The organism is Nocardia sp. bgisy118, from assembly GCF_057708605.1.
Window position 1 is genome coordinate 72121 of record NZ_JBYISM010000032.1, and the last position, 22744, is coordinate 94864.

Sequence of the window (22744 nt, forward strand, 5' to 3'; positions counted from 1 at the left end):
TCCTTCTCAGGCAGGGCCTTGTCGGTCAGGGCCTTCTGCGGTTTGGCCTTCCGGGGCCGGGCCCAGGTTCCCCGTGGGGTCGGTACTGGGGACCCGTCGCGCATCCAATCCGGGAAAGAATCCGTCGGCCGCGTACCATCCTGCCGCCAACTGCCGCGCTTTGGCGACTTGACCCGCGCCGACGGCGGCCGCGATCTCCCGCACGGCGTGCGCGTGCTGGTGGGCCCGCTCCCGCGCGTAGCCCGCGGCGGAGTCCTTGCTGACCATGAACGCCCAGTCGCTGGACACCGTCAGGATCGCCTCGCGCAGCAACTGATCCGCGACCGGATCGCGCAGCGCGAATGTGTTTCCCGCGCGCATCTTGTCCAGGGTGTCCAGCGCGAGCCGCACCACCTCGTCGTTGAGTTCGACGAGATCGCGCACCTGATCACCGGCCCACACCCGCCAGTCCTTGCCGGAGCCCCAGGACGAATCGGTGAGTTGCACGGGCGCACCGACGTAGCCGCGTTCCCGCGCGTCGGCCAGGGTGCCGACGGTGACGCCCGCCTCCGGCAGCGCGCGCAGGACCTGGGCCAGCCACTGCGGGCCCTCGTGCCACCAGTGCCCGAACAGTTCGGTGTCGAACGCGGCCACGACGAGGGCCGGGCGGCCGATGCGTTCGGATTCGGCGATCAGCCGCTCGCGCACCGTCGTCACGAAGTCCTCGACGTCGCGCACCACCGCCCCGGCCGCCAGCTCCGGGTCGTAGGGCGCCTTGTCGGGCCCGGCGACCGTCTTGCCGGTGACGCGGGACGGTTTGAGGCCTGTCGCGTGGTCGTAGTGATGAAAGTCACGGTACGCGGCCTGGCCGGGATAGCCGGACTTGGGCGACCAGACCCGGTAGCTGACCGCGAGATCGCGCCCGAACGCCACCACGTCGGAGTCGCGCACCGGTCGTCCGAGGCTGCTGTCGCCGCGCAGGGCGGGTCCGTCGACCATGAAATGCGTCACACCGGCGGCCGCGTAGCCGAGCTCCATGCCCGGGGTGTATCCGCACTCGGGAGCCCAGATGCCGGTGGGGGTGTGACCCCAGCGCCTGCGGGCGTCGGCCAGGCCCTCGCGCAGCTGGAAGTCGCGCAGTCGCGGGTCGAGCAGCGGCTGGAACGGGTGCGCCAGCGGACCGCCGAGCAATTCGATCGTCTGCGCGTCGACGAGTTCGCGCCAGACCGGCGCCGCGCCGTGCCGCCAGCGCTGCTCGAACTCGGTGAGCGCCGCGGCGGCGAGCCGGTGTTCGTGCCTGCCGAGCGCGACGTTGCCCGCCATGGCGGCCTCGTCGGCGCGCAGCTGCCAGTTGCCCAGCCAGTGGTGCATGCCCGCCAGGCAGTGCGGGTCGTCGAGCTGGGCCGCGAGCACCGGCGTGATGCCGAGGCTGAGCAAGTGCGAGCGCCCTTCCGCCGCAAGGGTTCTCAGCACCTCGACGACGGGCAGGTAGGAGGCTGCCCAGGACTGGTAGAGCCACTCCTCGCCGACGGGCCAGCGGCCGTGGTGGGCCAGCCAGGGCAGATGGGAGTGCAGGACCAGGGTGAACTGGCCGGGTACCGCGTTGTCGGTCAACGTTTCACCGCGATGGCCACGAGGTCGAGGCTGGCGTCGATGTCCTCGGTGATCAGGTCGAAGTCGTCGACGGACACCGCGGCGACGTCGGCGGTCAGCTCGGCGGGCCACGGCTCGCCCGCGAGCGCGCGCTCGATCTGCGCATCGATGAACGAGCCGCCGTGCTTGGCGTCCAGCGCTTTCAGCGTCGCCCCGTGATGCACGCCGGTCATCAGCGCGACCTCGAAACCGGCGTCGACCAGCAGCTCGGTGAGTTCGTCCGCGTTCAGCTCACGGGTGTGGAACGGATTGAGCGGGGTGTCGCGACCCGGCGAGAAGGTGATCCGGTTGGGCGTGCTGATCAGCAGCTCGCCGCCGGGCCGCAGGACCCGCAGGCATTCCCGGAGGAACTGGCTCTGATCCCAAAGGTGCTCGATGACCTGGAAATTCACCACGACGTCGACCGAGGCGTCGTCGAGCGGCAGGGCGGCGAGGTTGCCCTGGATCATCTCGACGCGCGGGTAGCGCGCCCGCACGTGCGCGACCGCGCTCGCGTCGTAGTCGAGGCCGATCACCTTGGTGGCCACACCGGCGATCATGTCGGCGCCGTAGCCTTCGCCGGAACCGGCCTCCAGCACGGTCTTTCCCGCGCACCGGTCGAGCAGCCGGGCGTAGACGATCTCGTGCCTGCGGAACCAGTAGTTCTCCTCGGCGATGCCGGGTACGGTGCGCTCGCCGGTCAGCGGCAAAGGTTCGACGGCACCGGCGTTTTCCGTAGTCATGACCCTCGGGTCGCCCACTGCGGCAGGGATCACAGCCTCGCTCATCACACCGACGTTACTGGTAAGGGTCGCGCACGATATCGCCCGGACCGGTGTAGTGAGAGAGAAGCCACTAAGTTACCCATGAGTAACTTAGCGTAGGGTAGTGTCACGCCCTGAGCTACCTCAACAGGACGTACGGCCCGATCGTGCGACCACCAGATACACGCCCCCAGAACAGGAGGTCGACGAAGACCGATGCCGAACATCGTCGTACTCATCAAGCAGGTTCCCGACACCTGGTCCGAGCGCAAGCTGTCCGATGGTGACTACACCCTGGACCGCGAGGCCGCCGACGCCGTCCTCGACGAGATCAACGAGCGCGCCGTCGAAGAGGCGCTGCTGATCAAGGAGGCCCAGGGCGGCGAGGTCACCGTGCTGGCCGCCGGTCCGGACCGCGCCACCGAGGCCATCCGCAAGGCGCTGTCCATGGGCGCCGACAAGGCCATCCACATCAACGACCCGGCGATCCACGGCTCCGATGCCGTGCAGACCGCGTGGGTGCTGGCCAGCGCGCTGGGCCAGGTCGAGGGTGTCGAGCTCGTCATCGCCGGTAACGAGGCGACCGACGGCCGCGCGGGCGCCGTGCCCGCGATCATCGCGGAATACCTGGGTCTGCCGCAGCTGACCCACCTGCGCAAGCTGACCGTCGACGGCGAGAAGATCACCGGCGAGCGCGAGACCGACGAAGGCGTCTTCAAGCTGGAGGCCACCCTCCCGGCCATCGTCTCGGTCACCGAGAAGATCAACGAGCCGCGCTTCCCGTCCTTCAAGGGCATCATGGCGGCCAAGAAGAAGGAAGTTCAGGTCTTCACGCTGGCCGATCTGGGCGTCGACCCGTCGACCGTGGGTGTCGCCAACGCGGGCACCACCGTCACCGCGTCCACCCCGAAGCCTCCGCGCACCGCGGGCGAGAAGATCGCCGACGAGGGCGACGGCGGCACCAAGATCGCCCAGTACCTCATCGGTCAGAAGATCATCTGATCCGCCCCGGCTGACGAGACTTCCTAGGAGAGAACACAAATGGCTGAAGTACTCGTGCTCGTCGAGCACGCCGACGGTGCGATCAAGAAGGTCAGCACCGAACTGCTCACCGCCGCCCGCACCCTGGGCACCCCGGCCGCCGTCGTGCTCGGCACCGCGGGTACCGGCGAGAAGCTGGCCGACGCGCTGGCCGCCGCGGGCGCCGAGAAGATCTACATCGCCGAGTCCGACGATGTGGAGAACTACCTGGTGACCCCGAAGGTCGACGTGCTGGCCGGTCTGGTCGAGTCGGTCTCCCCGGCCGCCGTGATCGTGTCCGCTTCCGCCGAGGGCAAGGAGGTGTCGGGCCGCCTCGCCGCCCGCATCGGCTCCGGCCTGCTGGTGGACGTCATCGGCGTGAACGCCGACGGCTCCGTCGTGCACTCCATCTTCGGTGGCGCCTTCACCGTCGACGCCAAGGCGACCGGCGACGTGCCGGTCATCTCGGTCCGCCCGGGTGCGGTCGAGGCCGTCGCGCAGGCGGGTGCCGGCGAGAAGGTGACCGTCGAGGTCCCCGCGCAGGAAGAGGGCGTCGTCAAGGTGACCTCGCGCGAGCCGGTCGTCGCCGGTGACCGTCCGGAGCTCACCGAGGCGAACATCGTCGTCTCCGGTGGTCGCGGCGTCGGCTCGGCCGACAACTTCGCGGTCGTCGAGGCGCTGGCCGACTCGCTCGGCGCGGCCGTCGGCGCCTCGCGTGCCGCCGTCGACTCGGGCTACTACCCGGGCCAGTTCCAGGTCGGTCAGACCGGTAAGACGGTCTCCCCGCAGCTGTACATCGCCCTCGGCATCTCCGGCGCCATCCAGCACCGCGCCGGCATGCAGACCTCGAAGACCATCGTCGCGGTCAACAAGGACGAAGAGGCCCCGATCTTCGAGATCGCCGACTACGGCATCGTGGGCGACCTGTTCAACGTCGCCCCGCAGCTGACTGAGGCCGTCAAGACCCACAAGGGCTAGGCTGTTCCGGCTCTCCGTGCCTAAGGCGGCTGCTTTGGGTGCGGGGCTGGGTTCCGCTGCCGTCCCGCGTTGAGCGGTAGCGGGCCCAGCCCGTACCCGGTGAGTTACCCCGGACCTCGCCAGATCTGTTGTTGCGTTGCGTAGCAGCAGGTTTGGCGGGGTTTTTTCGTTGGTGCCTCAACTGCGTTGCGGGGTGCTGGTGCTCGGGTTCAGCGATGCGCTACCGTGTGCCGGTCCGGTTCGAGGTGCGGGGGGTGCATAGAAATCGACGACAATGGTGGTCTGCCGATAGCGCGGACGACTGAAATGCCCGGCGACGGTGGACTTCCGATCACCGCTCGACAGGAACAGTTCAGTCTCGCATTCGTGCGCATGGTCGCCGCCGCTGCGGGGTGTTCCATCAAGAGCCACGAAACCGACTACGACGGAGTCGATATCACGATCGTGGCCTCGCGCGAGTATGCGAGATTCTATTGCCCCGAGCTCGAACTACAGCTCAAGTGCACGACCCGACACAGTCGGCTCAAGGCGGATCATTTGGCATGGCCCCTGGAAAGAGATCGGTTCCTGAAGCTGGTGAGTCCGAAGCGGTTCGTTCCGGCCCTGCTCGGTGTCCTGCTCATACCGGAGGACCCTGATCAGCTGCTCGACCTGTCGGAGGATGGCTTGACCAGCCCGAGCCGCATGTGCTGGGAGTATGCGGCGAAGCTGGGGGAGATCGAGGACGGCAAGTCCAGCACGACAGTGCACCTACCCAGAAGTACCTGTTCGATGTAGTTGGGCTCCAGAACATCATGCAGAGAATCGGCGAAGGAGGCCAGTGGTGAAGAGTATCCCTGTCGGCGACCTTCGCGACGTTGCGCTTGCCTTGTCGCCACCAGCTGTATCTCAATACCTCGCCACACACGACTGGGAACTCGAGGTTCGAGACGAAGACGTCAGGGAGATCTGGCAACTTCCGGGTGAGAATGGTCTGCTGGGACGAATAATGTTGCCGCTGGCCACTGATTACGTGGACTTTCCCCGGCGCTTTCAGGAAACGATTCGAGCTCTCGCAACCATCTACGACTGGGATCCGGCGCAACTGGTCGAACGAATAATCGCCACTCGTGCCGACCTGTTCTTCGTGCGACTCGACCAGGAGATGATCGACGGCACCATCCCGTTCCGGCAGGCGGGAACGACTCTGGAAGCCCTGTTCCGGATGATGAAGGCCGCCGCGACGACCGCGGACGATCCGACTCACTCGCACCGCGGTCGTAGATCGGCCATCGTGACGGAATTTCTCGAGGAGAATATCCGTCTCGGACATACCAGGCGGGGTAGTTTCGTTTTCACCGTCGTCTCTCGGCTCGGCGATGTGATGCCCGGCCACACCGTCGGAATTCCTCAGGTGCCGTTTCCGCGAACGGCGATGGCCACGCTCGCCAAGGGTTTGGACTCGACTCGAAAGCTGGCGTTGCACTGGGACGATAGCGCTCTCGAGCGCACCGGCGAGCTGGGATTGAGCGCCAATTTGGTGGAGTCGGTCTTGGAGCTGACTCAGCCGGAGGATCTGCGCGCATTGGACCTGTCGTTCGATTGGGCAGCAGCCGAGCCTTCACCGGTGCTCGAAAGCTCACGGATCGTCATCGATCGCGATGCGATGGCGGGGTTGTCGCGGGTACGTGAGCGCCTGGTTCGCAACGAGGAGCCGCCGCGGCACGAAATATTGCTCGGTATCGTCCGGACGCTCAACCGTGACGATCTCGGCGACGGAGACGAGGAGGCCACCAGCATCGTCCTGTCCACCCACGTGGACGGCCGCCAGCGGAAGGTTCACGTTCCGCTGGCCGGTACCGACTACGAATTTGCGATCGCGGCACACCAGTCCAAGAGGCCGATCGTCGTTGCCGGGGACTTGTCGTTCGAACGTGGGGCCTGGCGATTGACCGGCGAAATCACCGTGGACCGGAGACTTTCGGATCGTTCGACCTAGACCGACGGTGGTCCGTGGTGCCTCAGCTGCGCTGGAGTGTGGCGAGCAGGGTGGTGAGGATGGGGGAGCGGCGGGCGTCGTCGCGCAGGACGGCGGAGACCGGGATGCGCAGGCGGTGCTCGGCGAGTTGCAGGACGACGAGTCCTTCGGTGGGGCTCTGGGCGTAGAGGACGGTCCATGCCTCGGGGCGGTTGATCAGCTCCAGGGTCGCGGTGTGGTCGGGCGGGATCGGCGGGCCGAAGGTGGGGCCGACGGGCAGATCCGCGAAGGCGCTGCGAATGATGTTGTGCAGCAGCACCTGTTCTTGTTCGGGCGGCAGCAGCAGCGGGTACGAGCTGAGGTCGTTGAGGGTGACGGTGTCGCGGGTGGCCAGCGGATGACCGCTGCTGGTGGCGATTACGAGGTCCTCGACCCAGAGCTGTTCCACCATCAGGCCGGGCTGGTCGACGCGGCCGCGGATGAGTGCGAGATCACAGTCGCCGTCCGCGACGGCCGTGATGCGTTGGCGGAAGGGCTTGATCACGAATTCGATCTCCGCGTCCGGGTGTGCGGCGCGCGCGGCCGCGATGGCGGACAGCGAGCGGCTCGCGAAGGACATATTGGCGGCCAACCGGATTCGCGGGCCGGAGGCGCGCACCGCCGCGCGGATGGCGGATTCCAGGCTGAGCATTTGTTTCGCCAGCGGAAGTAGCCGTGTGGTCGCGTCGGTGGGCACGACAGCCCTGGTCGAGCGCTCGAACAGCGGCACGCCGAGGTCGCGTTCGAGCCGGGCGATCTGGTGACTGATCGCCGATTGCGAGATGAAGCATCGCGAGGCGGCCCTGCTGAAGCTGAGTTCTTCGCAGACCGCGACGAAGTATGCCAGCTGGCGGAGCTCCACGACAAATCTCCTATTCATGAGCGATCCAGATAAGAGTCATCTTCATTATGCGCCTCAACGCGTGAAATATCTGCGTTCCCGATGACGGTTGCTAATGAGAGAAGGAGGCTGTCATGGAACACGCAGATGTGGTCGTCGTCGGATCGGGATTCGGGGGGCTGGCCGCCGCCAAGCAACTGGCAAAGTCGGGAATCAACTACGTACTCATCTCCAGCACGCCGGAGCACCTGTTCCAGCCGTTGCTCTATCAGGTCGCGACGGGTGTGCTGGCGTCGCACGAAATCGCCCCGCCCATCAAGTCGGTGCTGCGCAGGCACAAGGAAGCCGACGTGCGTCTCGGCAAGGTCGTCGCCATCGATCCGGATCGCGCGATCGTGACCTACGTCACCGACGGTGTGCGCCAGGAGATTCGGTACGGCTCGCTGATCGCGGCCACCGGCGCCTCGCAGTCCTACTTCGGCCGTGACGATTTCGCCGAGAAGACCTTCGCGCTCAAGACCATCGATGACGCGAAACTGCTTCGCGCGCAGATCGAACGGGTCTTCGCCGAGGCCGCGACCGCGGACGCCGAGACCAAGCGCAGGCTGCTCAGCTTCGTGGTGGTCGGCGCGGGCGCGACCGGCGTGGAAGTCGCCGGTCAGCTCAAAGAGCTCGCGAAAAGGTACTACCACCAGGAGGTTTCGGTCAGTCTGGTGGAGGGCGCGGGAGAGGTGTTGCCGCCCTTCGGCGGTGGGCTCTCGGAATACGCGAAGAAGTCGCTCACCGGCAGCGGCGTCGAGGTGCTCGTCGATACCTTCGTCACCGACATCGAGCCCGGCAAGGTGACGATCAAGGACAAGGCAGGCGTGGAGCGCAAGATCGCCGCCGAGACCGTGGTCTGGTCGGCGGGCGTGCAGGCGGGCGGGTTCGCCGCGATCCTGGCCGAGGCCACCGGCGTCGAGACCGACCGTGCCGGACGACTGCTGATCAACCCGGACCTCACCGTCGCCGGTTATGCCGACATCTACGCCATCGGCGACATGACCTCGCTCAACGGCTACCCCGGTCAGTCGCCGGTGGCCATGCAGGAGGGCAGGCACGCCGCCGACATCATCCGTCGCAAGAAGCTGCCCGGCACCCCGTTCAAGTACTGGGACAAGGGCAGCATGGCGGTGATCAGCCGGTTCAGCGCGGTGGTGAAGCTCAACGACCACGTCACCTTCCGCGGCGTGATCGCCTGGTTCATGTGGCTCGCGGTGCACCTGCTGTACCTGGTCGGCTTCCGCAACCGCTTCGCGGCGGTGGCCTCGTGGCTGATCGCCTTCATCGGGTCGGGGCGTCCCGGCTTCGACGAGGTGGAACCGACGCCGACGGAAGCGCGGGTACCCGAACGCGTCGCCGCCTGAGCTCGCCCGAACGAATCGCACCGATGTTCTCGCATCGGTGCGATTGCCGTCTCCGGACGCTGAATTCTTGCCCAAGCAGGGAAAAGGCGACTCCACGACGCGTCGATGCTAACGGTGCGCGTCGGGTCGGTGAACCTTGGGTGTGACCGGCGTCTCGTTAACCTAGCCTGCATCGGCCCGCAACTTCGAGGTTGCCCCGGCGCAGTGTCGGACTGGCTTCATCACGGATATGACTATTTCGTCCGTGCTGACAGCCCCGGCTCGACCGACGGACTCGGGGGTGGAACGGTCGCGCTATTCGCTGGTCGTCTCGTCCGACGCCGAGCATCGGGAGGCGGCGCAACGGCTGCGCTACGGCGTGTTCGCCAACGAGCCCGGCTTCCACATCCCCGACAACGGCACCGGACGCGACGCCGATCGCTTCGACGAGCACTGCGATCACCTGCTGGTCCGCGACGACGTCACCGAGCAGTTCGTCGGCTGCTACCGGATGCTGCCGCCGGACAAGGTCGCCGCGGCGGGCGGGTACTACACGGCCACCGAATTCGACCTGGCCCAGCTGGATCCCGAAGGCATGCGGATCGTCGAAATGGGCCGGGCGTGCGTGGTTCCCGATCACCGCAACGGATCCGTGCTCACCCTGATGTGGGCGGGCATCCTGCACTACATCCAGCTCACCGGATACGAGTGGGTGATGGGGTGCGTGTCGGTTCCGATGCAGGACACCCCGGAGGATCCGGCGGGTGTGAACGTGCGCGGCGTGCGGGACATGCTGCTCGGGCGGCACGCCTCCGACCCCGAGCGGCGGGTGCACCCGCACCGTCCGGTGGTCGTCGACGGCAAGACGCTCGACGAGCTGACCCCGCCCTCGCGTCCCAAGCTGCCCCCGCTGATGCGCGGCTACCTGCGGCTCGGCGCGGAGATCTGCGGCGAACCCGCACACGATCCCGACTTCGCTGTCGCCGACTTCGTCGCGCTGCTCGGCCTGGACACCATCAACACGCGATACCTGGACCGACTACAGGGCGCGGCCGCAGCCCTCGACGGGGGGCGGTGAGGACCGTGGTCTTCGAGGCGCCGCCCGCACAGGCCGTGCACGCGTGGATGCCGTCGAGCCCCTGCGGGCCCGGCTGCATGGAGCCGATCGGTGAGATCGGCACGGCGCGGGTGGTCGCCCGCGCGCTCGGTATCGCCGGGCTGCTGCTGACCTATCCGGTGTGCCACCTCGCGATCCCCGCGGGACGGCGGGCGGACGTGCAGCGCGGATACGCGCGCGTGCTGCTGCGCTGTCTCGGCATGCGGCTTCGGGTGGTGGACAACCGGATTCCCACCGATCCGGTGCCCGCCGAGCGCGCCATCGCCTCGCGCGTGGGCGCCGAACGTGCCGCCGCAGCTGCTGCCGCCGCCGATGTCCGCTATGCCGATCCCGGCACCGGCGTGCTCGTGGTGACCGGGCACATCGGCTGGACCGATGTGGTCGCGCTGGCCGCGGTGCAGCCGCTCGGGTTCGTCGCGCGGGCGGACCTGATCGACTGGCCGCTGATCGGCGGGCTCGCCAAGCTCATGGGCGTCATCCCGATCGAACGCGAGCGGCTGCGTGAGCTGCCCGAGATCATCGCGCAGATCGGCGCTCGCCTCACCGCGGGTGAGCGAGTCGCGTTCTTCCCCGAGGGCACCACCTGGTGCGGACGCGCCTACGGCACCATGCGGCCCGCCCTGTTCCAGGCCGCGATCGACACCGGCACCTTCGTGCAGCCCGTGCGGCTGCGCTATCTGGACGGACACGGCGACCGCTGCACCGTGCCCAGCTTCGTCGGCGAGGATTCCTTCGGCGCCTCGGCCCTGCGCGTGCTGCGTTCCCGCGGCATGATCGCCGAGATCACCCTGGAAACGCCGGAGTATCCGGGCCTCGACCGCAAGGATCTGGCTCGCCGCTGCGAACTCGCCGTGCGCGGCGCGGAACTCCCGCGCCACTCGTCGACCGACACCCAATGGATCGAGGCCACCGCGACCCGCGTGCAGGACCCGGCCCCGGCGCAGCAGGATTCGGCGCGATCCGGCGGGACGGGCGAGCACCACGGCGTCGGCCCCCGCGGTCTGCGCGGCAGAGCGGTCGCGCTCTTCCGCGGCCGGGATCGGTCGGCGCACCCACGGCAGAGCGCCGACGGCACGCGCGCCTGAATCCGACCGGATCGGCTGCTGCGTCAGGCCGGACCGCACCGTCCCTGGCGAGGTCAGCGCGACCACGGCTGCGTCCGGCAGCCCGAGCCGCGGTCCGAGCGCTCGTGTCGGGCCCCGGTGCCCTGGACCTCGCGGCTTCGTAGGCGAGCGAGGTCACTCCGCGCTCGGGAGCCTGGCCTCGCCCGCACGGGCGCGGACCGCGGTCTCGACGAGCTCGGCGACCCGCGCCGAGGGGACCGTGATGCCGGGTGTGTCGAGTGTCCAGCGGAGGAAGTCCTCGACGTTCATGGCGGGTACTTCGCCGAGATAGGGCGCGATATAGGCCGGTGTGTTCGGTTCGCTGCGCCAGCTGTCGGCGAGTGTGCCGATATCGACGGCGTCGTAACCGAGGGCATCCAGCAGCCCGGTGGCCGCCGCTTTGGCTTCCGCGTCGTCACCGGCGATGGGCAGGGCGCTGCGGTCCGGCGCATCCGCGGGCCGGGCGAGCGAATACAGCTGGTGCGGAGTGATTGTGTTGAAGGCCTTGACCATTCGCGACCCCGGGAGATGGCGCTGGATCAGCGCGGTCGAGGTCAGTTCGCCCGCGTCGAGTTCGGGCAGGTGGCCGTCGCGTTCGGGGTAGTAGTTCGCCGTGTCCAGCACCGTCTTGCCAACCAGCGCATCGGCGGGCAGCTGACGGTAGGCCGCCAGCGGAATGGCCGCGACGACCAGATCTCCGACGCGTGCCGCTTCCTCGGGTGTGGCGGCTCGTGCCGTCGCGCCGAGTTCGGCGACGAGATCGGCGAGCGACTCCGGGCCCCGCGAGTTGCCGATGACCACGTCGAGGCCCGCCTCGACGGCCAGGCGGGCCGCAGCGGATCCGATCATTCCGCTGCCGATGAGTCCGAGCGTTTGTGGCACGGTTCGTCTCCGTTCGTGAGTGGGTTGTTCGCTCGACAGCCTCGAACGGCGTCGACCGCACGACCAGCCCCGTGCTCTGCGTACGCACGGCGTGATCACCCAAGGCTGGGTGCGGCGCTGAACAGGGCCGCGTCTGGCGAAGTCCTGCTCGAGGCCGAACGTGATCTCGCGGCCGTTTTCGAACCACGCCAGCGGAATGGACGCCGCGCACCCCGCGTTGGGTTGTCGAGTGGACGTCGGACCGAGCTGAGCGGGTTCCTCAAATCGCGCCGAGCTCGCCTGAGCCCGCAAGATGTCGGATTACGCGACCACGGCGGAGTGCGCCGAGTCGCGGGCCTGCGGCGGGAGGAGTTGGCCCGGGTGGCCGGGGTGAGCATCGCCCACTACACGCGCCTGGAACAGGGCAACGGCGACAGCGTCTCGGACGAAGTCTTGGCAGCCATCGGTGCCACGCTGCGCTTGGAACCGGACGAACTGGCCTACCTGCGCCGTATCGCGCGGCGCCCCACGCCCTGTGCGGCGGACGCTTCGGATGTGCCTGCGGGACTGCGGTATCTGCTCGAGTCGTTCGTGATGACCCCGGCGCTGGTGGTCGGTCGGCACACCCAGATCGTCGGCTGGAATCGGCTCGCCGTGGCGGTGTTCGGCGACTTCCCTCTGCTTCCAGACCATCGCCGCACGCTCTCGCACCTGCTGTTCGCCGACCCCCGCCTGCGCGAGCTGCACGGCGCCGAGTGGGAGCGAGTGGCGCGCGAGCACGTGGCGCATCTGCGCGTGCTGCTCGGCCGGTTCCGCGGGGATCCGGCCCTCGCGGCGCACATCGACCAATTGCGGGAACTGAGCACGGATTTCGCGTGCCTCTGGGCGGAACATCCTGTCGCGCAGGTCCGGAACCGGACATACGTGCTGCACCACCCGATCGTCGGCGAGCTGACCTTGCACGGCGAGCTCGTCGCCCTGCCCGCCGCGCCATCGTGCTTCGGGCTGGATTTGTTCGCCGCGGAGCCGGGCTCGCCGTCCGAGCGTGCCCTACGGCAGCTCGCGAGCAAGTGAGTCCGATAGCCGAGTATCCACCGCGTGAGTGAAACGGTCTGGACAGCAGCGATTCTCAGCGATCGCTGTACGGGTCGAGTGCGACGTCGAGCAGCCGGGGAAAGCGGCCTCCAGGTCGTCACGCCACAGCCGAACTACACGCGTGAAGAAACTTGGCCGAGTACGCGGCGGCTGGTCCCGCACGCACCACCCGTTGATCTGTGGCACCAACTGAATCCGGACGAACACAGCGTGGCTCTAGTACCAGGTGGTCGCGCCGTCGGGGATCGGCGGTACAGACGCTCTCTCGACCGGCGGGTCGACGTTCTACGCGGGATTCGTTGCAAGGAAAGGCAATCCGCACGTTCATTCTGAGCCCAACGTTGATCGGGTACGCTGCTGAGGCAAGATCGCAGAGGAGGGGGCCAATGCGCACACCACGCTGGAAATCGGTAGTTCCAGCTCCTGGTGGATCTACTTGGGGTGCAGCATGACCGATTTCACGGTTGACGTTGCGAGTCTGGTTGGGTTCAAGCTGGATCTGCAGGATCTCGGGACCAACTTCACCACGAACACGTCACGTCTGCTTCCTGGCGTGGCGCTGCCCGCAGGGTCGGCCGGAGTCATAGCAACGTTGGCGCCGGCGTTCGAGAAGTTTCAAAACGCGATACCCTCCGCACATCAGACCGATCTGGCCGCAATCGAAGCACTGGCAACGGATCTTGGTACAGCAGGAAGTAGATATCGGGCCACCGATGGAACCTCCGCTAATGTGATCGCGGCGATCACGCCTGGCGGCGGCACGGCGGGATCAAACCAGACGGCGGACTCCGGAGATGCGAAGCGTTTCAGCGGTTTACAACTGCCCAGCCTGTCGGAAGTTCAGGAGAGCCAGTACACAGTCCGCCAGGTGGTCACGTCTGCTATCGACAAGATCTCCGTCTACGACGAACGGTTGAGCGCAACTGTCGGGTTCAAGCCCGCGGCGGACTACCTGACTCCTTTGGTCGCGGACTGGGAGGCGTTGCAAGCCGTCGGTAAGCGGATCGGACTGCTCGGTATCAACGACTACGTCACATCGGAAAACCTCATCAGCGGCACCAGATGGTTGCAGGGAAGCTGGTCCGGGGATGCATCGCGTTCATTCGCAGCAAGTGCCAACGCGCTCGGGCAATCAGTCGCCGAGCGAAGCACGGACCTGGATACGGTGGCAAAGATCGTCGAGAACGGTGGAGCCTGCCTGGAGCGCTTGGTCTACAACCAAGCAATGGGTTTGAGCGGCGGAATCCTGGAACCGAAGTCCTATCTTGGTGCCACGTTCCCGCTTGGAGTGTGGGCACAGCTGATCAATAGCCCGGCCGACGCATCGATCAGGTCGGAGCTCACTGCAGCCTTCGATTCGCTGAAACAGGCGGCACAGACGCGACAGACCGCGATCACGACGATGATCGACAAGATCTCGACGGCATTGGACTATTCGCCCGGGCGCACAGCACCGTCCTACAACGCAAGCGAATTCGAGCTTGCGGACAAGCTTGTCGTCGACCTGGGTGCTACCAAGTATGGATTCGGCGACAACGTGTGGTGGGAGGACAGCATTGTCTCCTCCTAGTCAGCCAATTCCATTCGTAAATGGATCATTTCGACCGGATCCACGATCGCGAACAAGTTCGATGCAAGGGGAGGGTTCTGATGTCACCGCAAATCCCGGGCATGCCGATGCCGTTGCCGCCAACAGACCCGGGGCAGGGTGAGCATGGGTCGCAGCCCTGGTACAGCCGAACTGATGACTACGCGTTCGCGGAGACGGTAACCGTTGCGATAGGCGTAGCGGACGGACTGGGGTGGACCCATGCGGCTGCTCACTTGAGGCACTATCTCGAAAACACTGGCAAAGACCTCACGCTCGACCCGGATCAGATCATGAATGAAGATCCCACACTGAAGCAGAAGGCCGACAAAGTCGTAAACGATTACGTAAGGTACCTCGCCAGCGACCCGGCCAACTACGGCAAGACGATTCCGTTCCAGGTGCCATGGGAGGCCGATCATTCATTCAGCAAAAGTAGTCAGGCGGACTGGTATTACGCCATAGGCTCAGTGCATGTTACCGCCAGTGGTGCAGCGACAATTCATACCCCCGATACCGAAGGCGCGCAACCTCGTGTCACGGTCGACTTTCAAATCCACCTGTTCGACCGCTACAACTGGGACAGCGAAACCGCGGATTCGGAGGGCAAGGGGGTTACTATCGGTCCGATAGCAATCGACGACCGTCGGATGGGCGCGTTGCATACGGCTGGATTGGCCAAGGAATTCAATATGCTTGGTTCATCGGTAGTCAAACACTATGAGGGGGTAATAGCCAATGGCTCAGTCGACTCAACCGGGCCCGAAAGCGTCAGGGACACTCGTGTCGACCCGACCCGGACATTCTAGGATTCTCGGATGAAGCGTCTATGGTGGGCACTGGCTGCCAGCACGGTCATGGCGGCGGTGTCGGTTGCGGGGACGGGATGTGGCCGACTTGTCGAAGTCGACACCGGGCCGGATGTCGAGACCTCGACCAGTCCGGAGTTCGTGAAAGAAGCGACTGAGTACGGTGGATGGACGCTTCCGTCGAACGGAAAGGTTCTCCTGGCCAGGAGGGAAGTAGTTCGCGATACCGAATACAAACTCGCTGTGGAGATGTCTCCCGCCGATTTGGTCTGGATGCTGGACAAGTCTGGATTCGTAGCCGATTTCAGGAAGCTGTTCGAAACTTCCCTTGTGACAACTATTGCCGGGCCTGATCTCGCCTCGTCGCCGAATGTCCAAAAAGCCCAGGACACATTCACTTCCCCGAAGGGAAAGGTGATGTTTCGCAGGGTGGCAGTCGATGAACGCACTGCCGAAACTCGAATAGTCCACATCGAGTTCCAAGGCATCTGAAACGTCATGCCGGGCTGCACCGAGCGTATGGGGTGTTTCGGGCTGGACCTGTTCGCCGCCGAGTCGGGCTCGCCGTCCGGGTGGTGCTCTGCGGCAGCTAGCGGGCAAGTGAGTCCGGTAGCCGAGTATCCACCGCGCGAGTGAAACGGCCTGGACAGCAGCGATTCCCAGCGATCGCTGGACGGGTCGAGTGAGGCGTCGAGCAGCCCTAAAGCGGCCTCCAGGTCGTCACGCCGCAGCCGGTGTGGGCGAACTACGGTGTCGTGAAGGCAGCTCCAGCTTTCCCTGTTCTCGATCGCGTGGCCCAGCGTGCGGCCGAAACGACCCTGGCTGCTGACACGGTCGGGAGTCGGTGGCGTTTCTCAGCGATCGCTGTACGCGTTGAGCACGGCGTTGAGCAGCCCGGGGAAGCGGGCTTCGAGGTCGTCTCGCCGTAGCCGCACGACGCGCGTGCGGCCCTCGATCGTGGTCGCGGTGACCCCGGCCTCGCGCAGCACGCGGTAGTGGTGCGACAGGGTCGATTTGTGCAGGTCGATGTCCTCGCCGATGCCCGAGCAGTTCTCGCCGTCGCTGTCCGCGAGGCGGGAGGCGATCTCGAGTCGCGCCGGGTCGGAGAGCGCGTGCATCACGCCGACGAGGGTGATGTCGGCTGTCGCAGGCTGGAAGGGCACACGCGGCATGGTCGATCTCCCTCGGTTTGATTGTTTTGCGGTCATCCAACAATAATTGTTGGACATACTTCAAACAGTCTTGGGAGGTTTCCTGGTGTCAGTGCCCACTGTTGCCGTCGTCGGTCTCGGTCCGATGGGGCAGGCTCTTGCCGGTGCGTTCATCGACGGCGGTGTTCGAACAACGGTCTGGAATCGCACGTCGGCCCGTGTCGACGCGCTCGTGGGCCGGGGCGCCGTGCGCGCGGAGACCGTGGCCGACGTGGTGCGCTCGTCCGATCTGGTGGTTGTCTGCCTGGTGGACGACGAGGCGGTCGCCGCCGTGCTCGAGCCCGCCGCAGATGTGTTGCGCGGCCGCACGCTGGTGAATCTCACGTCCACCGCGCCGCACCAGTCGCGATCGCGAGGGGAATGGGCGGCGCGGCACGGGATCGACTATCTCGACGGAGCCATCCTCACTCCGACGCCGACCATCGGCGGGCCGGGGGCGTTGATTCTGTACTCCGGCGCCGAGCGGGTGTACCAAACGCATCAGGCGGTGCTCGCGACATTGGGCGGCAGGGCGGTGCACGTAGGCGAGGACGTCGGCCGCGCCGCGGGGTACGACGCCGCGGTGCTGTCGCTGTTCTGGTTGTCGGTGCTCGGCGTCGTCCATGGCCTCGCGATGGCGCGCGCGGAAGGAATCTCCGGGGCCGACCTCGCGCCTTTCGCCGCGAACATCACCGGGCTACTGCCGGAGATGCTGGATCGGTTCGCCGGCCAGGTCGAGGCGGACGACTTCCCGGGCGGCATATCGACCATCGCCTCCGCGTCGGCAGGCCTCGCTCATCTCACCGAGAGCGCTCGAACCCTCGGCTTCGACACCGCGATCTTCCAGGCGTCGCAGGACCTCGTGCAGCGCGCCGTCGATTCCGGTTTCGGGGCCGACGGTCTGGCTCGCTTGGTCGGCGTCGTCGCTGCCCTGCCCGCCGCCTGATCGATGCGGTGACGACGCGCAGTGCGTCTACTCGGTGCGTTCGGCACGGGTCCACGCGCCCGCATCGGTCGGCAGTTCGCCCAGACAGCACACAGCTACTCCCTCGACACCGGGCAGTCGGAGTGCTCGCGATCTAATCAGGGAGGCCGATCGTTTGATCGCAGCTTTCGGGCGGGTCTACCAGTCCGCATTCGGCGGGCGGGCGAGTCGGTCGGTAGTTCGCGGGGACCCCGCCGGATCGGATGATCGTGCGGTAGGTCTCGACGGCGTCCGTCGGTTGGCGGACCAGGGTGGGGTCGGTGCGGACGTCGACGGTGTAGAGGCCGAAACGGGGTGTGTAACTGCCCCATTCGTAGTTGTCGGTCAGGCTCCAGTAGTTGTAGCCGACCACGTCGATGCCATCGGCCTTGGCGCGCTGCAGCCAGTAGACGGTGTCGCGGAGGTGTTCGGAGCGGGTGTACCCGTCCGCCCGCGGGAGGCCGTTCTCGGTGGGCATGCCGTTCTCGACGACGTACAGCGGGCGGTCCGGGAACAGGCGCGAATAGTGCCGCAGCGCGTAGTAGATGCCCTCGGTGCGAATCGGCAGTTCCCAAATCGCCGGGCCCTGGTTCGAACCGCCCTGTACCGACTGACCGGATTCCGGCAGCACCGCGAAATAGTAGTCGACGCCGATGAAGTCGAGCTTGTCGGCGATCCGGTCGACCATTGGCTGGTTGACCTCGGTCTCGGCGCCCGCTACGTAGCCGAGGTTGCTGGTGACCTGTGCGTTGGGCGCGGCGCGGTGGATGGTGTCGTAAATCGTGTTGTGGGCCTGAGCCATTCGGTCCAGCATCGCGGGAGCCTCGTCGACGGTGATGGCGCCGATACGCAGCTCGGTTCCGACATATGCGGCGGGCTCGTTGAAAGTGACCCACAGCGGGTTGCGAGAGGCATAGCGGTTCACCACCTTTCGCATATTGGCCAGCCAATCCTCGACCATGTCCGGATTGCGCCAGCCGCCGCGATCACTCGCCCAGCCCGGGTACACCCAGTGGTCCAGAGTGAGCATCGGCCGCATCCCGGCCGCGACGATACGGGCGATCACGTCGTCGTAGAACCGGAATGCCGACGCGTCCCAGGTTCCCGGTTCCGGCTGCAATCGAGCCCATTCGATCCCGATCCGGTACACCCGAACCCCGAGCCGCGCGGCCAGATTGATATCGGAGGCATAGTGGTTGACGAAGTCGACCGAATTCGGATACTCGTCCCCGGCCGCACCCGAATCGATGTAGCGGGTCCAGTTGCTCTCGGGTGCGTACCCCTCGGACTGGAACCCGGACGACGCGACACCCCAGAGGAACTCGTTGCCGAACGGCACGACGGTCGCGTTCGCCGAGGGGACCACGACCCCGGGCAAGAGCAGTGCCGCCGCGATCGTAACGAGTGCGACCTGGGTGTGCCAGCGCTTTCGTGTACGCATCGAGCTCCCGTCCCGTCCGGCGCTGCTCGATCGTGCGCACCGCCCGGAGCTGGATCGCCGCCGGGTCCACACGATGATCGCCAAACGTAACTGTGGGATTGCTGAATCTTTCGAGCCACAATCGACCGGCGCTCGATACCCGGTCCTGAGTCAGTTGTCGGCCGGTCGCCACTGCCGGACCGCGGCGACTATTTCGTCGGCGGCGTCTTCCTGGATGTAGTGGCCGGCGCCGTCGAGAAGGACCGTCCGATGATCGGCGAACAGTTCCTCCCAGTGACGGCGTTCGGGGGCGCGGAAGGCGATATCCTTGGTGCCCCACACGATCAGTGCCGGCCGGTCCCGCACCGCATCGAGGTCACGCTCGACATCGGCGAGAAACGGTCGGCTCGCCAGGATTTCGCGTGGGAACACATGGACCGGCTCGCGCGATTCCGGTGTCGGGAAGGGGCCTCGGTAGGCGTCCATTACCGTCTTGTCCAGTTTCTTGCGGCGCACACCTGCGGGGATGATCCGTTCGACGAAGAAGTTGCGCTGCCGGATCAGCCAACCGCCGACCGGGCCGCCCAGAAATCGCGAGAAGGCCTGCGTGCTCGGGTCGGATTTCGGCCAGGCCCAAGTATTTCCGATGATGAAGGCCACGAAGCGATCCGGGTGCCTGCCTGCCGCGGCGAATCCGATCGGTCCACCCCAGTCCTGCACCATCAGCGTCGCCTCGCGCAGGTCGAGCCGGGACACCAGTTCCGACACGACCCGGGCATGCTCGACGGGTGTGAAGCCGTAGCCGGGCGCCGCCCGGGACAGCCCGAAGCCGGGATAGTCCACCGCGATGCAGCGGAACCGGTCACGCAGACCGGCGATGATATCGCGGTAGAGGAATGACCAGGTCGGATTGCCGTGCAGCAGAACCAGCGGTGGCCCGCTGCCTTCGTCGAGGTAGTGCACACGCGAGCCGTCGATCTCGGCGAAATGACTGGAATACGGGTACAGGTTTTCCGGCACCCAGGTCGGGCGGATGGGAGTGCTGGCTTCCTCGCTCACGCTACTACCTCCGATCGCCGGAACTTCATGGTCAACCAAGTCTGGACGACAACGAACGCGATGCAGGGCAAATTGACAGCAAATGCTTGAATCGTAGAAACCGGCCGGGAAACCTGGCGTGGCGTTCACCCCAGTGAGCTCCCGGTCCGTGAGGCATGCAGTTCGCGGGGGATCGTCGCCGCGACCCCCGTTTCTGGCCGGGACGGTGCAGACGGCTCGCCTAGCCCACACAACTGTTGACGGTGGAGATCTTCGCCGGTCCGAGTCGTCGGGAACGCGTCCACCGCGAGCCAGGTGATCCCGACGTCACTCATACGCGGCCATTCACCTGGGGCGATACACCTCGTCGAACACTGTGAGCTGGGGAGCGGACAGGGCGGCACGGGCCTCGTGCAGCAGCAACTCTCCCTGCTGCACGTGCCATGGCCACTGGCATGCGTGTGACTGCTCGAGGTGGGCTCTGGCGGGAGTCACCGAGAGCCTGGCCGCCACCGGGCTGCGTGCCAGGTCGAGGTCCGCCTGGCTGAACCGACGCCTAGAGCTCCTAACAGGTTCGGTCGAGTGAACCCTGGAAATCCTTGCCCGCCGCGCAAGCAAGGAAGGTCTGGACCGCTCGGCGTCCTGGCCTCGCTGGTCCACCGCGTTGAACGCGCGGTAATGCCGATTCCGGGTGATTGGGGGAGTGCGGACACGATCTCGGCTGCACCGATGATTTTCGGGTGAATCTGTCGTCGATACCGTTGGGTATACCGACAGGCAGGAGTCCAGGCATGACGAGACCGTTTCGATTGGGCATGACCTCAGTACGGGCGAACGGTGTGGATCTGGGCATCCAGAGCTTCGGCCGCGAGGACGATCCGCTGGTCCTGCTGGTCGGCGGCACAACGATGTTGTCGTGGCCCGACGCGCTGTGCGAGCGGCTCGCGTCCGGCGGGCGGCGCGTGGTCCGCTACGACCTGCGTGACTCCGGCGCGTCGACGACCCTCGACCCGGAGAATCCGGCCTACAACCTGCGGGATCTCGTCTCCGACGCGGCCGCGCTGGTCGGGGTGCTCGGTGCCAGGACCGCCCATCTCGGTGGAATCGGCGTCGGTGGGATGGTCGCTCAGGTCGCTGCGCTGGACCACCCGGACGTGTTCTCCGCACTGACCCTCGTCGGCACTCGGCCGGTGGCGCCGGGCCCGGTCGACGAGGACCTGCCCGACCATGACCGCGCGGTCATGGGCGCGATGTTCTCGCGCCAACGGCCGGACTGGACCGACCGGGACGCTGTCGCGGCGTTCGCCGCCGAGGGCGCCGAGCCGATGGGCAACGATCCGCAGCAGGCGCGGGCGACGGCGGTCCGAATCTGGGACCGGACGCCGTCGAGCGATCCCGCAGTGCACCAGGCGAACCAGCTCGGGATGGGGTTCTCCCGGCTCGATTGCGCCCCGCGCTGGCGGGGCCGGCTCGGTGAGCTCGACGTGCCCACGCTCGTGGTGCACGGTCGCGCCGACCCGTTCTTCCCGGTCGGCAACGGTGAGGTCCTCGCCGCCGAAATCCCCGGGACGCGACTGCTCGTCCTCGACGACATGGGTACCGCTCTGCGCCACGCCGCGGCCGACCAGGTCGCTGCCGCCATGCTCACCCTGTAACCGCCCGGCTGGTAGGCATCCTGAGCCGGCGGAACGCACGATGATGAATTTCGGGTGGCTCCCTCGTCGAAACTTCTGGATAGACCGAAAGACAGGAGTCCAGACATGACTGACCTGCCGACGTGGCGAAATCGCGTGCGCCGCAGCGGCGATGGCGGGCACCAGTACCTGAGGGCGCATTCACGCGGAACCGAAGGAGTCCGACCATGGCGGTGATCGAAGACGTCAGCCCACTGGGGGCCGAGCTGGAACGCTCGTACCAGGTCTATGTACGTGGCAGGCTGAAGTTCCGCGTCAAGCAAATCGTCTACGTGGCGTTCTCCCTCGACGAGACCGTGATGGGCTTCGCGTTCCCCAGGGAGGAGCGAGCGGCGCTCATCGCGAGCGAGCCGCACAAGTTTCAGATGCCATCGGCATCGGACATGCGCTTCAACTGGATCGAGTCCGACCTCGCGGCCCTGGACCCGACCGAGGCCCGTGAACTCGTCGTCGATGCATGGCGCATGGTCGTTCCCAAGAAACTTTCCCGCGCTTACGATCTCGCTGATCCCCACGGGTGGGTCTGAGGCTCGGACTCCGCAAATCCGGTCGTCGACGTCGCAGTACATGAACGCCACGCGGGTGCTCTGACCGCGATCCGGTCCTACCGCCGATGGCGGTATGGCTGGACGACGTCGGTGAGCTTCGACGACGAACCCTGGAGTCCTTGCCCGCCGCGCAAGCGCGGAAGGCGCGAACCCCTCGGCGCCGGTCGTTTCGAGCGGATTCCTGGCCTCTGAACCGCCGATCCAGGAATACCGGTTGGTGATACATGCGTTGAGGATCCTGGGTAAATCGTAGAAAGCAGGGGTGTACCCGAAAAATGCCCAGGTCAGCGGTGGTATAGGCTTTATCGGTCATGAAGTCGGCACAGCGTTTCCGCAGGTCCCCGACGTCGCCCAACGTTTCCCATGCCTTCCCTGTTCATGCAGTTAGATGACTGTTTCTGGCACCCGATGATCTCCTCTCGTTCCCACAGCTGCCCGTGCTGTCCCGCCTGAAAATCGTAGAAAAATCGTAGAAACGTGCCGTCGGGCAACCGACGAACCGGGTGGGACTGCGGCTCTGAACAGGCGGGCAGTTCGTCGAGACGCTTCTGTCGCCGGGTCGAAGATGGGGACCGCCGACGGGGTGAGCAACGTCCAGTCAGTTATGACAAACCATGGTGGACACCCGAGGCTGTAGATTCCCGCGGCCGAACCTCCGCTCGTGCCGACGCGGGTCCCGCCGATGCAACTGACGGAACAGCCTCACCTGAGGTTCTCCCGCC

General features: G+C 66.3%; 21 protein-coding genes. 14 read left to right on the forward strand and 7 right to left on the reverse strand.

The genetic code is table 11. The features are described from left to right. Nucleotides 1-6: 6 nt before the first annotated feature. Together AC3EO7_RS31000 and AC3EO7_RS31005 are read right to left on the reverse strand one after the other, a co-directional pair. Nucleotides 7-1593 carry a 1,4-alpha-glucan branching protein domain-containing protein gene (locus AC3EO7_RS31000; protein ID WP_435593144.1) on the reverse strand — a complete coding sequence of 529 codons (1587 nt, stop codon included), beginning with the start codon at nucleotides 1591-1593 and terminating at the stop codon, nucleotides 7-9. Then, nucleotides 1590-2354, reverse strand: coding sequence for a class I SAM-dependent methyltransferase (locus AC3EO7_RS31005; protein ID WP_435593145.1), 765 nt, complete (start codon nucleotides 2352-2354; stop codon nucleotides 1590-1592). Before AC3EO7_RS31005 ends, AC3EO7_RS31000 begins: the two co-directional genes overlap by 4 nt. Nucleotides 2355-2591: 237 nt before the next feature. Here AC3EO7_RS31005 and AC3EO7_RS31010 point away from each other — a divergent pair, with 237 nt between their 5' ends. The 4 genes from AC3EO7_RS31010 (at nucleotide 2592) to AC3EO7_RS31025 (ending at nucleotide 6351) form a co-directional block, all read left to right on the forward strand. Further along, entirely contained in the window at nucleotides 2592-3377 is a 786-nt protein-coding gene (locus AC3EO7_RS31010) for an electron transfer flavoprotein subunit beta/FixA family protein (RefSeq protein WP_431971834.1), read from the forward strand. Between the two features lie 39 nt (nucleotides 3378-3416). Continuing rightward, nucleotides 3417-4373 (forward strand): electron transfer flavoprotein subunit alpha/FixB family protein, encoded by a 957-nt coding sequence (locus tag AC3EO7_RS31015; RefSeq protein WP_431971833.1) that lies wholly within the window; start codon nucleotides 3417-3419, stop codon nucleotides 4371-4373. A 306-nt stretch (nucleotides 4374-4679) separates the two neighbouring features. After that, on the forward strand, nucleotides 4680-5150 hold the full coding sequence (locus AC3EO7_RS31020; protein WP_435593146.1) for a DUF4365 domain-containing protein: 471 nt from the start codon (nucleotides 4680-4682) through the stop codon (nucleotides 5148-5150). A gap of 43 nt (nucleotides 5151-5193) precedes the next feature. After that, a complete protein-coding gene (locus AC3EO7_RS31025) occupies nucleotides 5194-6351 on the forward strand; it encodes a hypothetical protein (protein ID WP_435593147.1) in 1158 nt (385 codons plus the stop codon). Between the two features lie 22 nt (nucleotides 6352-6373). Here the strand turns inward: AC3EO7_RS31025 and AC3EO7_RS31030 are convergent, their stop codons facing one another. Beyond that, entirely contained in the window at nucleotides 6374-7231 is an 858-nt protein-coding gene (locus AC3EO7_RS31030; RefSeq protein ID WP_431971829.1) for a LysR family transcriptional regulator, read from the reverse strand. 113 nt (nucleotides 7232-7344) lie between these two features. Between AC3EO7_RS31030 and AC3EO7_RS31035 the strand changes: the two genes are divergently transcribed. The 3 genes from AC3EO7_RS31035 to AC3EO7_RS31045 all read left to right on the forward strand — a co-directional run bounded on the left by AC3EO7_RS31035 (nucleotide 7345) and on the right by AC3EO7_RS31045 (nucleotide 10797). After that, on the forward strand, nucleotides 7345-8616 hold the full coding sequence (locus AC3EO7_RS31035; RefSeq protein ID WP_435593148.1) for an NAD(P)/FAD-dependent oxidoreductase: 1272 nt from the start codon (nucleotides 7345-7347) through the stop codon (nucleotides 8614-8616). Nucleotides 8617-8845: 229 nt separating this feature from the next. After that, nucleotides 8846-9673, forward strand: a complete 828-nt coding sequence (locus tag AC3EO7_RS31040) for a GNAT family N-acetyltransferase (protein WP_431971827.1) — start codon at nucleotides 8846-8848, stop codon at nucleotides 9671-9673. Continuing rightward, complete coding sequence (locus AC3EO7_RS31045; RefSeq protein WP_435593149.1) at nucleotides 9670-10797, forward strand: lysophospholipid acyltransferase family protein; 1128 nt, start codon at nucleotides 9670-9672, stop codon at nucleotides 10795-10797. Before AC3EO7_RS31040 ends, AC3EO7_RS31045 begins: the two co-directional genes overlap by 4 nt. Before the next feature lie 153 nt (nucleotides 10798-10950). On the opposite strand, the gene AC3EO7_RS31050 is transcribed toward AC3EO7_RS31045, so the two are convergent. Beyond that, complete coding sequence (locus AC3EO7_RS31050) at nucleotides 10951-11697, reverse strand: NADPH-dependent F420 reductase (protein WP_435593150.1); 747 nt, start codon at nucleotides 11695-11697, stop codon at nucleotides 10951-10953. 15 nt (nucleotides 11698-11712) lie between these two features. Between AC3EO7_RS31050 and AC3EO7_RS31055 the strand changes: the two genes are divergently transcribed. The 4 genes from AC3EO7_RS31055 to AC3EO7_RS31070 all read left to right on the forward strand — a co-directional run bounded on the left by AC3EO7_RS31055 (nucleotide 11713) and on the right by AC3EO7_RS31070 (nucleotide 15660). After that, nucleotides 11713-12750, forward strand: a complete 1038-nt coding sequence (locus AC3EO7_RS31055) for a helix-turn-helix domain-containing protein (RefSeq protein ID WP_435593151.1) — start codon at nucleotides 11713-11715, stop codon at nucleotides 12748-12750. A gap of 469 nt (nucleotides 12751-13219) precedes the next feature. Continuing rightward, nucleotides 13220-14341 (forward strand): hypothetical protein, encoded by a 1122-nt coding sequence (locus tag AC3EO7_RS31060; RefSeq protein ID WP_435593152.1) that lies wholly within the window; start codon nucleotides 13220-13222, stop codon nucleotides 14339-14341. Nucleotides 14342-14361: 20 nt separating this feature from the next. Then, nucleotides 14362-15168 (forward strand): hypothetical protein, encoded by an 807-nt coding sequence (locus tag AC3EO7_RS31065; protein ID WP_435593153.1) that lies wholly within the window; start codon nucleotides 14362-14364, stop codon nucleotides 15166-15168. Nucleotides 15169-15177: 9 nt separating this feature from the next. Then, the gene (locus AC3EO7_RS31070) at nucleotides 15178-15660 is read left to right on the forward strand and encodes a hypothetical protein (protein ID WP_435593154.1); all 483 of its coding nucleotides are present in this window, start codon (nucleotides 15178-15180) and stop codon (nucleotides 15658-15660) included. 362 nt (nucleotides 15661-16022) lie between these two features. Here the strand turns inward: AC3EO7_RS31070 and AC3EO7_RS31075 are convergent, their stop codons facing one another. Beyond that, nucleotides 16023-16340: an ArsR/SmtB family transcription factor gene (locus tag AC3EO7_RS31075; protein WP_435593155.1), complete on the reverse strand. Its 318-nt coding sequence runs from the start codon at nucleotides 16338-16340 to the stop codon at nucleotides 16023-16025. An 85-nt stretch (nucleotides 16341-16425) separates the two neighbouring features. Here AC3EO7_RS31075 and AC3EO7_RS31080 point away from each other — a divergent pair, with 85 nt between their 5' ends. Beyond that, nucleotides 16426-17304: an NAD(P)-dependent oxidoreductase gene (locus tag AC3EO7_RS31080; protein WP_435593156.1), complete on the forward strand. Its 879-nt coding sequence runs from the start codon at nucleotides 16426-16428 to the stop codon at nucleotides 17302-17304. Between the two features lie 133 nt (nucleotides 17305-17437). Here the strand turns inward: AC3EO7_RS31080 and AC3EO7_RS31085 are convergent, their stop codons facing one another. Together AC3EO7_RS31085 and AC3EO7_RS31090 are read right to left on the reverse strand one after the other, a co-directional pair. Beyond that, nucleotides 17438-18763 carry a family 1 glycosylhydrolase gene (locus AC3EO7_RS31085; protein WP_431972095.1) on the reverse strand — a complete coding sequence of 442 codons (1326 nt, stop codon included), beginning with the start codon at nucleotides 18761-18763 and terminating at the stop codon, nucleotides 17438-17440. 150 nt (nucleotides 18764-18913) lie between these two features. Continuing rightward, nucleotides 18914-19930, reverse strand: coding sequence for an alpha/beta fold hydrolase (locus AC3EO7_RS31090; protein WP_488186302.1), 1017 nt, complete (start codon nucleotides 19928-19930; stop codon nucleotides 18914-18916). 665 nt (nucleotides 19931-20595) lie between these two features. On the opposite strand from AC3EO7_RS31090, the gene AC3EO7_RS31095 reads away from it, so the two are divergent. Together AC3EO7_RS31095 and AC3EO7_RS31100 are read left to right on the forward strand one after the other, a co-directional pair. Then, entirely contained in the window at nucleotides 20596-21435 is an 840-nt protein-coding gene (locus AC3EO7_RS31095) for an alpha/beta fold hydrolase (RefSeq protein WP_435593171.1), read from the forward strand. Nucleotides 21436-21641: 206 nt separating this feature from the next. Continuing rightward, nucleotides 21642-22001 carry an MmcQ/YjbR family DNA-binding protein gene (locus AC3EO7_RS31100; RefSeq protein ID WP_431972084.1) on the forward strand — a complete coding sequence of 120 codons (360 nt, stop codon included), beginning with the start codon at nucleotides 21642-21644 and terminating at the stop codon, nucleotides 21999-22001. The last annotated feature ends 743 nt before the right edge of the window (nucleotides 22002-22744 follow it).

What these genes read in the sequence shown, in the direction of transcription:
- AC3EO7_RS31005 (WP_435593145.1), bottom strand. Translation starts at nt 2,354, where the DNA reads ATGACTACGGAAAACGCCGGTGCCGTCGAACCTTTGCCGCTGACCGGC.
- AC3EO7_RS31010 (WP_431971834.1), top strand. Translation starts at nt 2,592, where the DNA reads ATGCCGAACATCGTCGTACTCATCAAGCAGGTTCCCGACACCTGGTCC.
- AC3EO7_RS31015 (WP_431971833.1), top strand. Translation starts at nt 3,417, where the DNA reads ATGGCTGAAGTACTCGTGCTCGTCGAGCACGCCGACGGTGCGATCAAG.
- AC3EO7_RS31020 (WP_435593146.1), top strand. Translation starts at nt 4,680, where the DNA reads ATGCCCGGCGACGGTGGACTTCCGATCACCGCTCGACAGGAACAGTTC.
- AC3EO7_RS31035 (WP_435593148.1), top strand. Translation starts at nt 7,345, where the DNA reads ATGGAACACGCAGATGTGGTCGTCGTCGGATCGGGATTCGGGGGGCTG.
- AC3EO7_RS31040 (WP_431971827.1), top strand. Translation starts at nt 8,846, where the DNA reads ATGACTATTTCGTCCGTGCTGACAGCCCCGGCTCGACCGACGGACTCG.
- AC3EO7_RS31060 (WP_435593152.1), top strand. Translation starts at nt 13,220, where the DNA reads ATGACCGATTTCACGGTTGACGTTGCGAGTCTGGTTGGGTTCAAGCTG.
- AC3EO7_RS31065 (WP_435593153.1), top strand. Translation starts at nt 14,362, where the DNA reads ATGGATCATTTCGACCGGATCCACGATCGCGAACAAGTTCGATGCAAG.
- AC3EO7_RS31070 (WP_435593154.1), top strand. Translation starts at nt 15,178, where the DNA reads ATGAAGCGTCTATGGTGGGCACTGGCTGCCAGCACGGTCATGGCGGCG.
- AC3EO7_RS31075 (WP_435593155.1), bottom strand. Translation starts at nt 16,340, where the DNA reads ATGCCGCGTGTGCCCTTCCAGCCTGCGACAGCCGACATCACCCTCGTC.
- AC3EO7_RS31085 (WP_431972095.1), bottom strand. Translation starts at nt 18,763, where the DNA reads ATGCGTACACGAAAGCGCTGGCACACCCAGGTCGCACTCGTTACGATC.
- AC3EO7_RS31095 (WP_435593171.1), top strand. Translation starts at nt 20,596, where the DNA reads ATGACCTCAGTACGGGCGAACGGTGTGGATCTGGGCATCCAGAGCTTC.
- AC3EO7_RS31100 (WP_431972084.1), top strand. Translation starts at nt 21,642, where the DNA reads ATGGCGGTGATCGAAGACGTCAGCCCACTGGGGGCCGAGCTGGAACGC.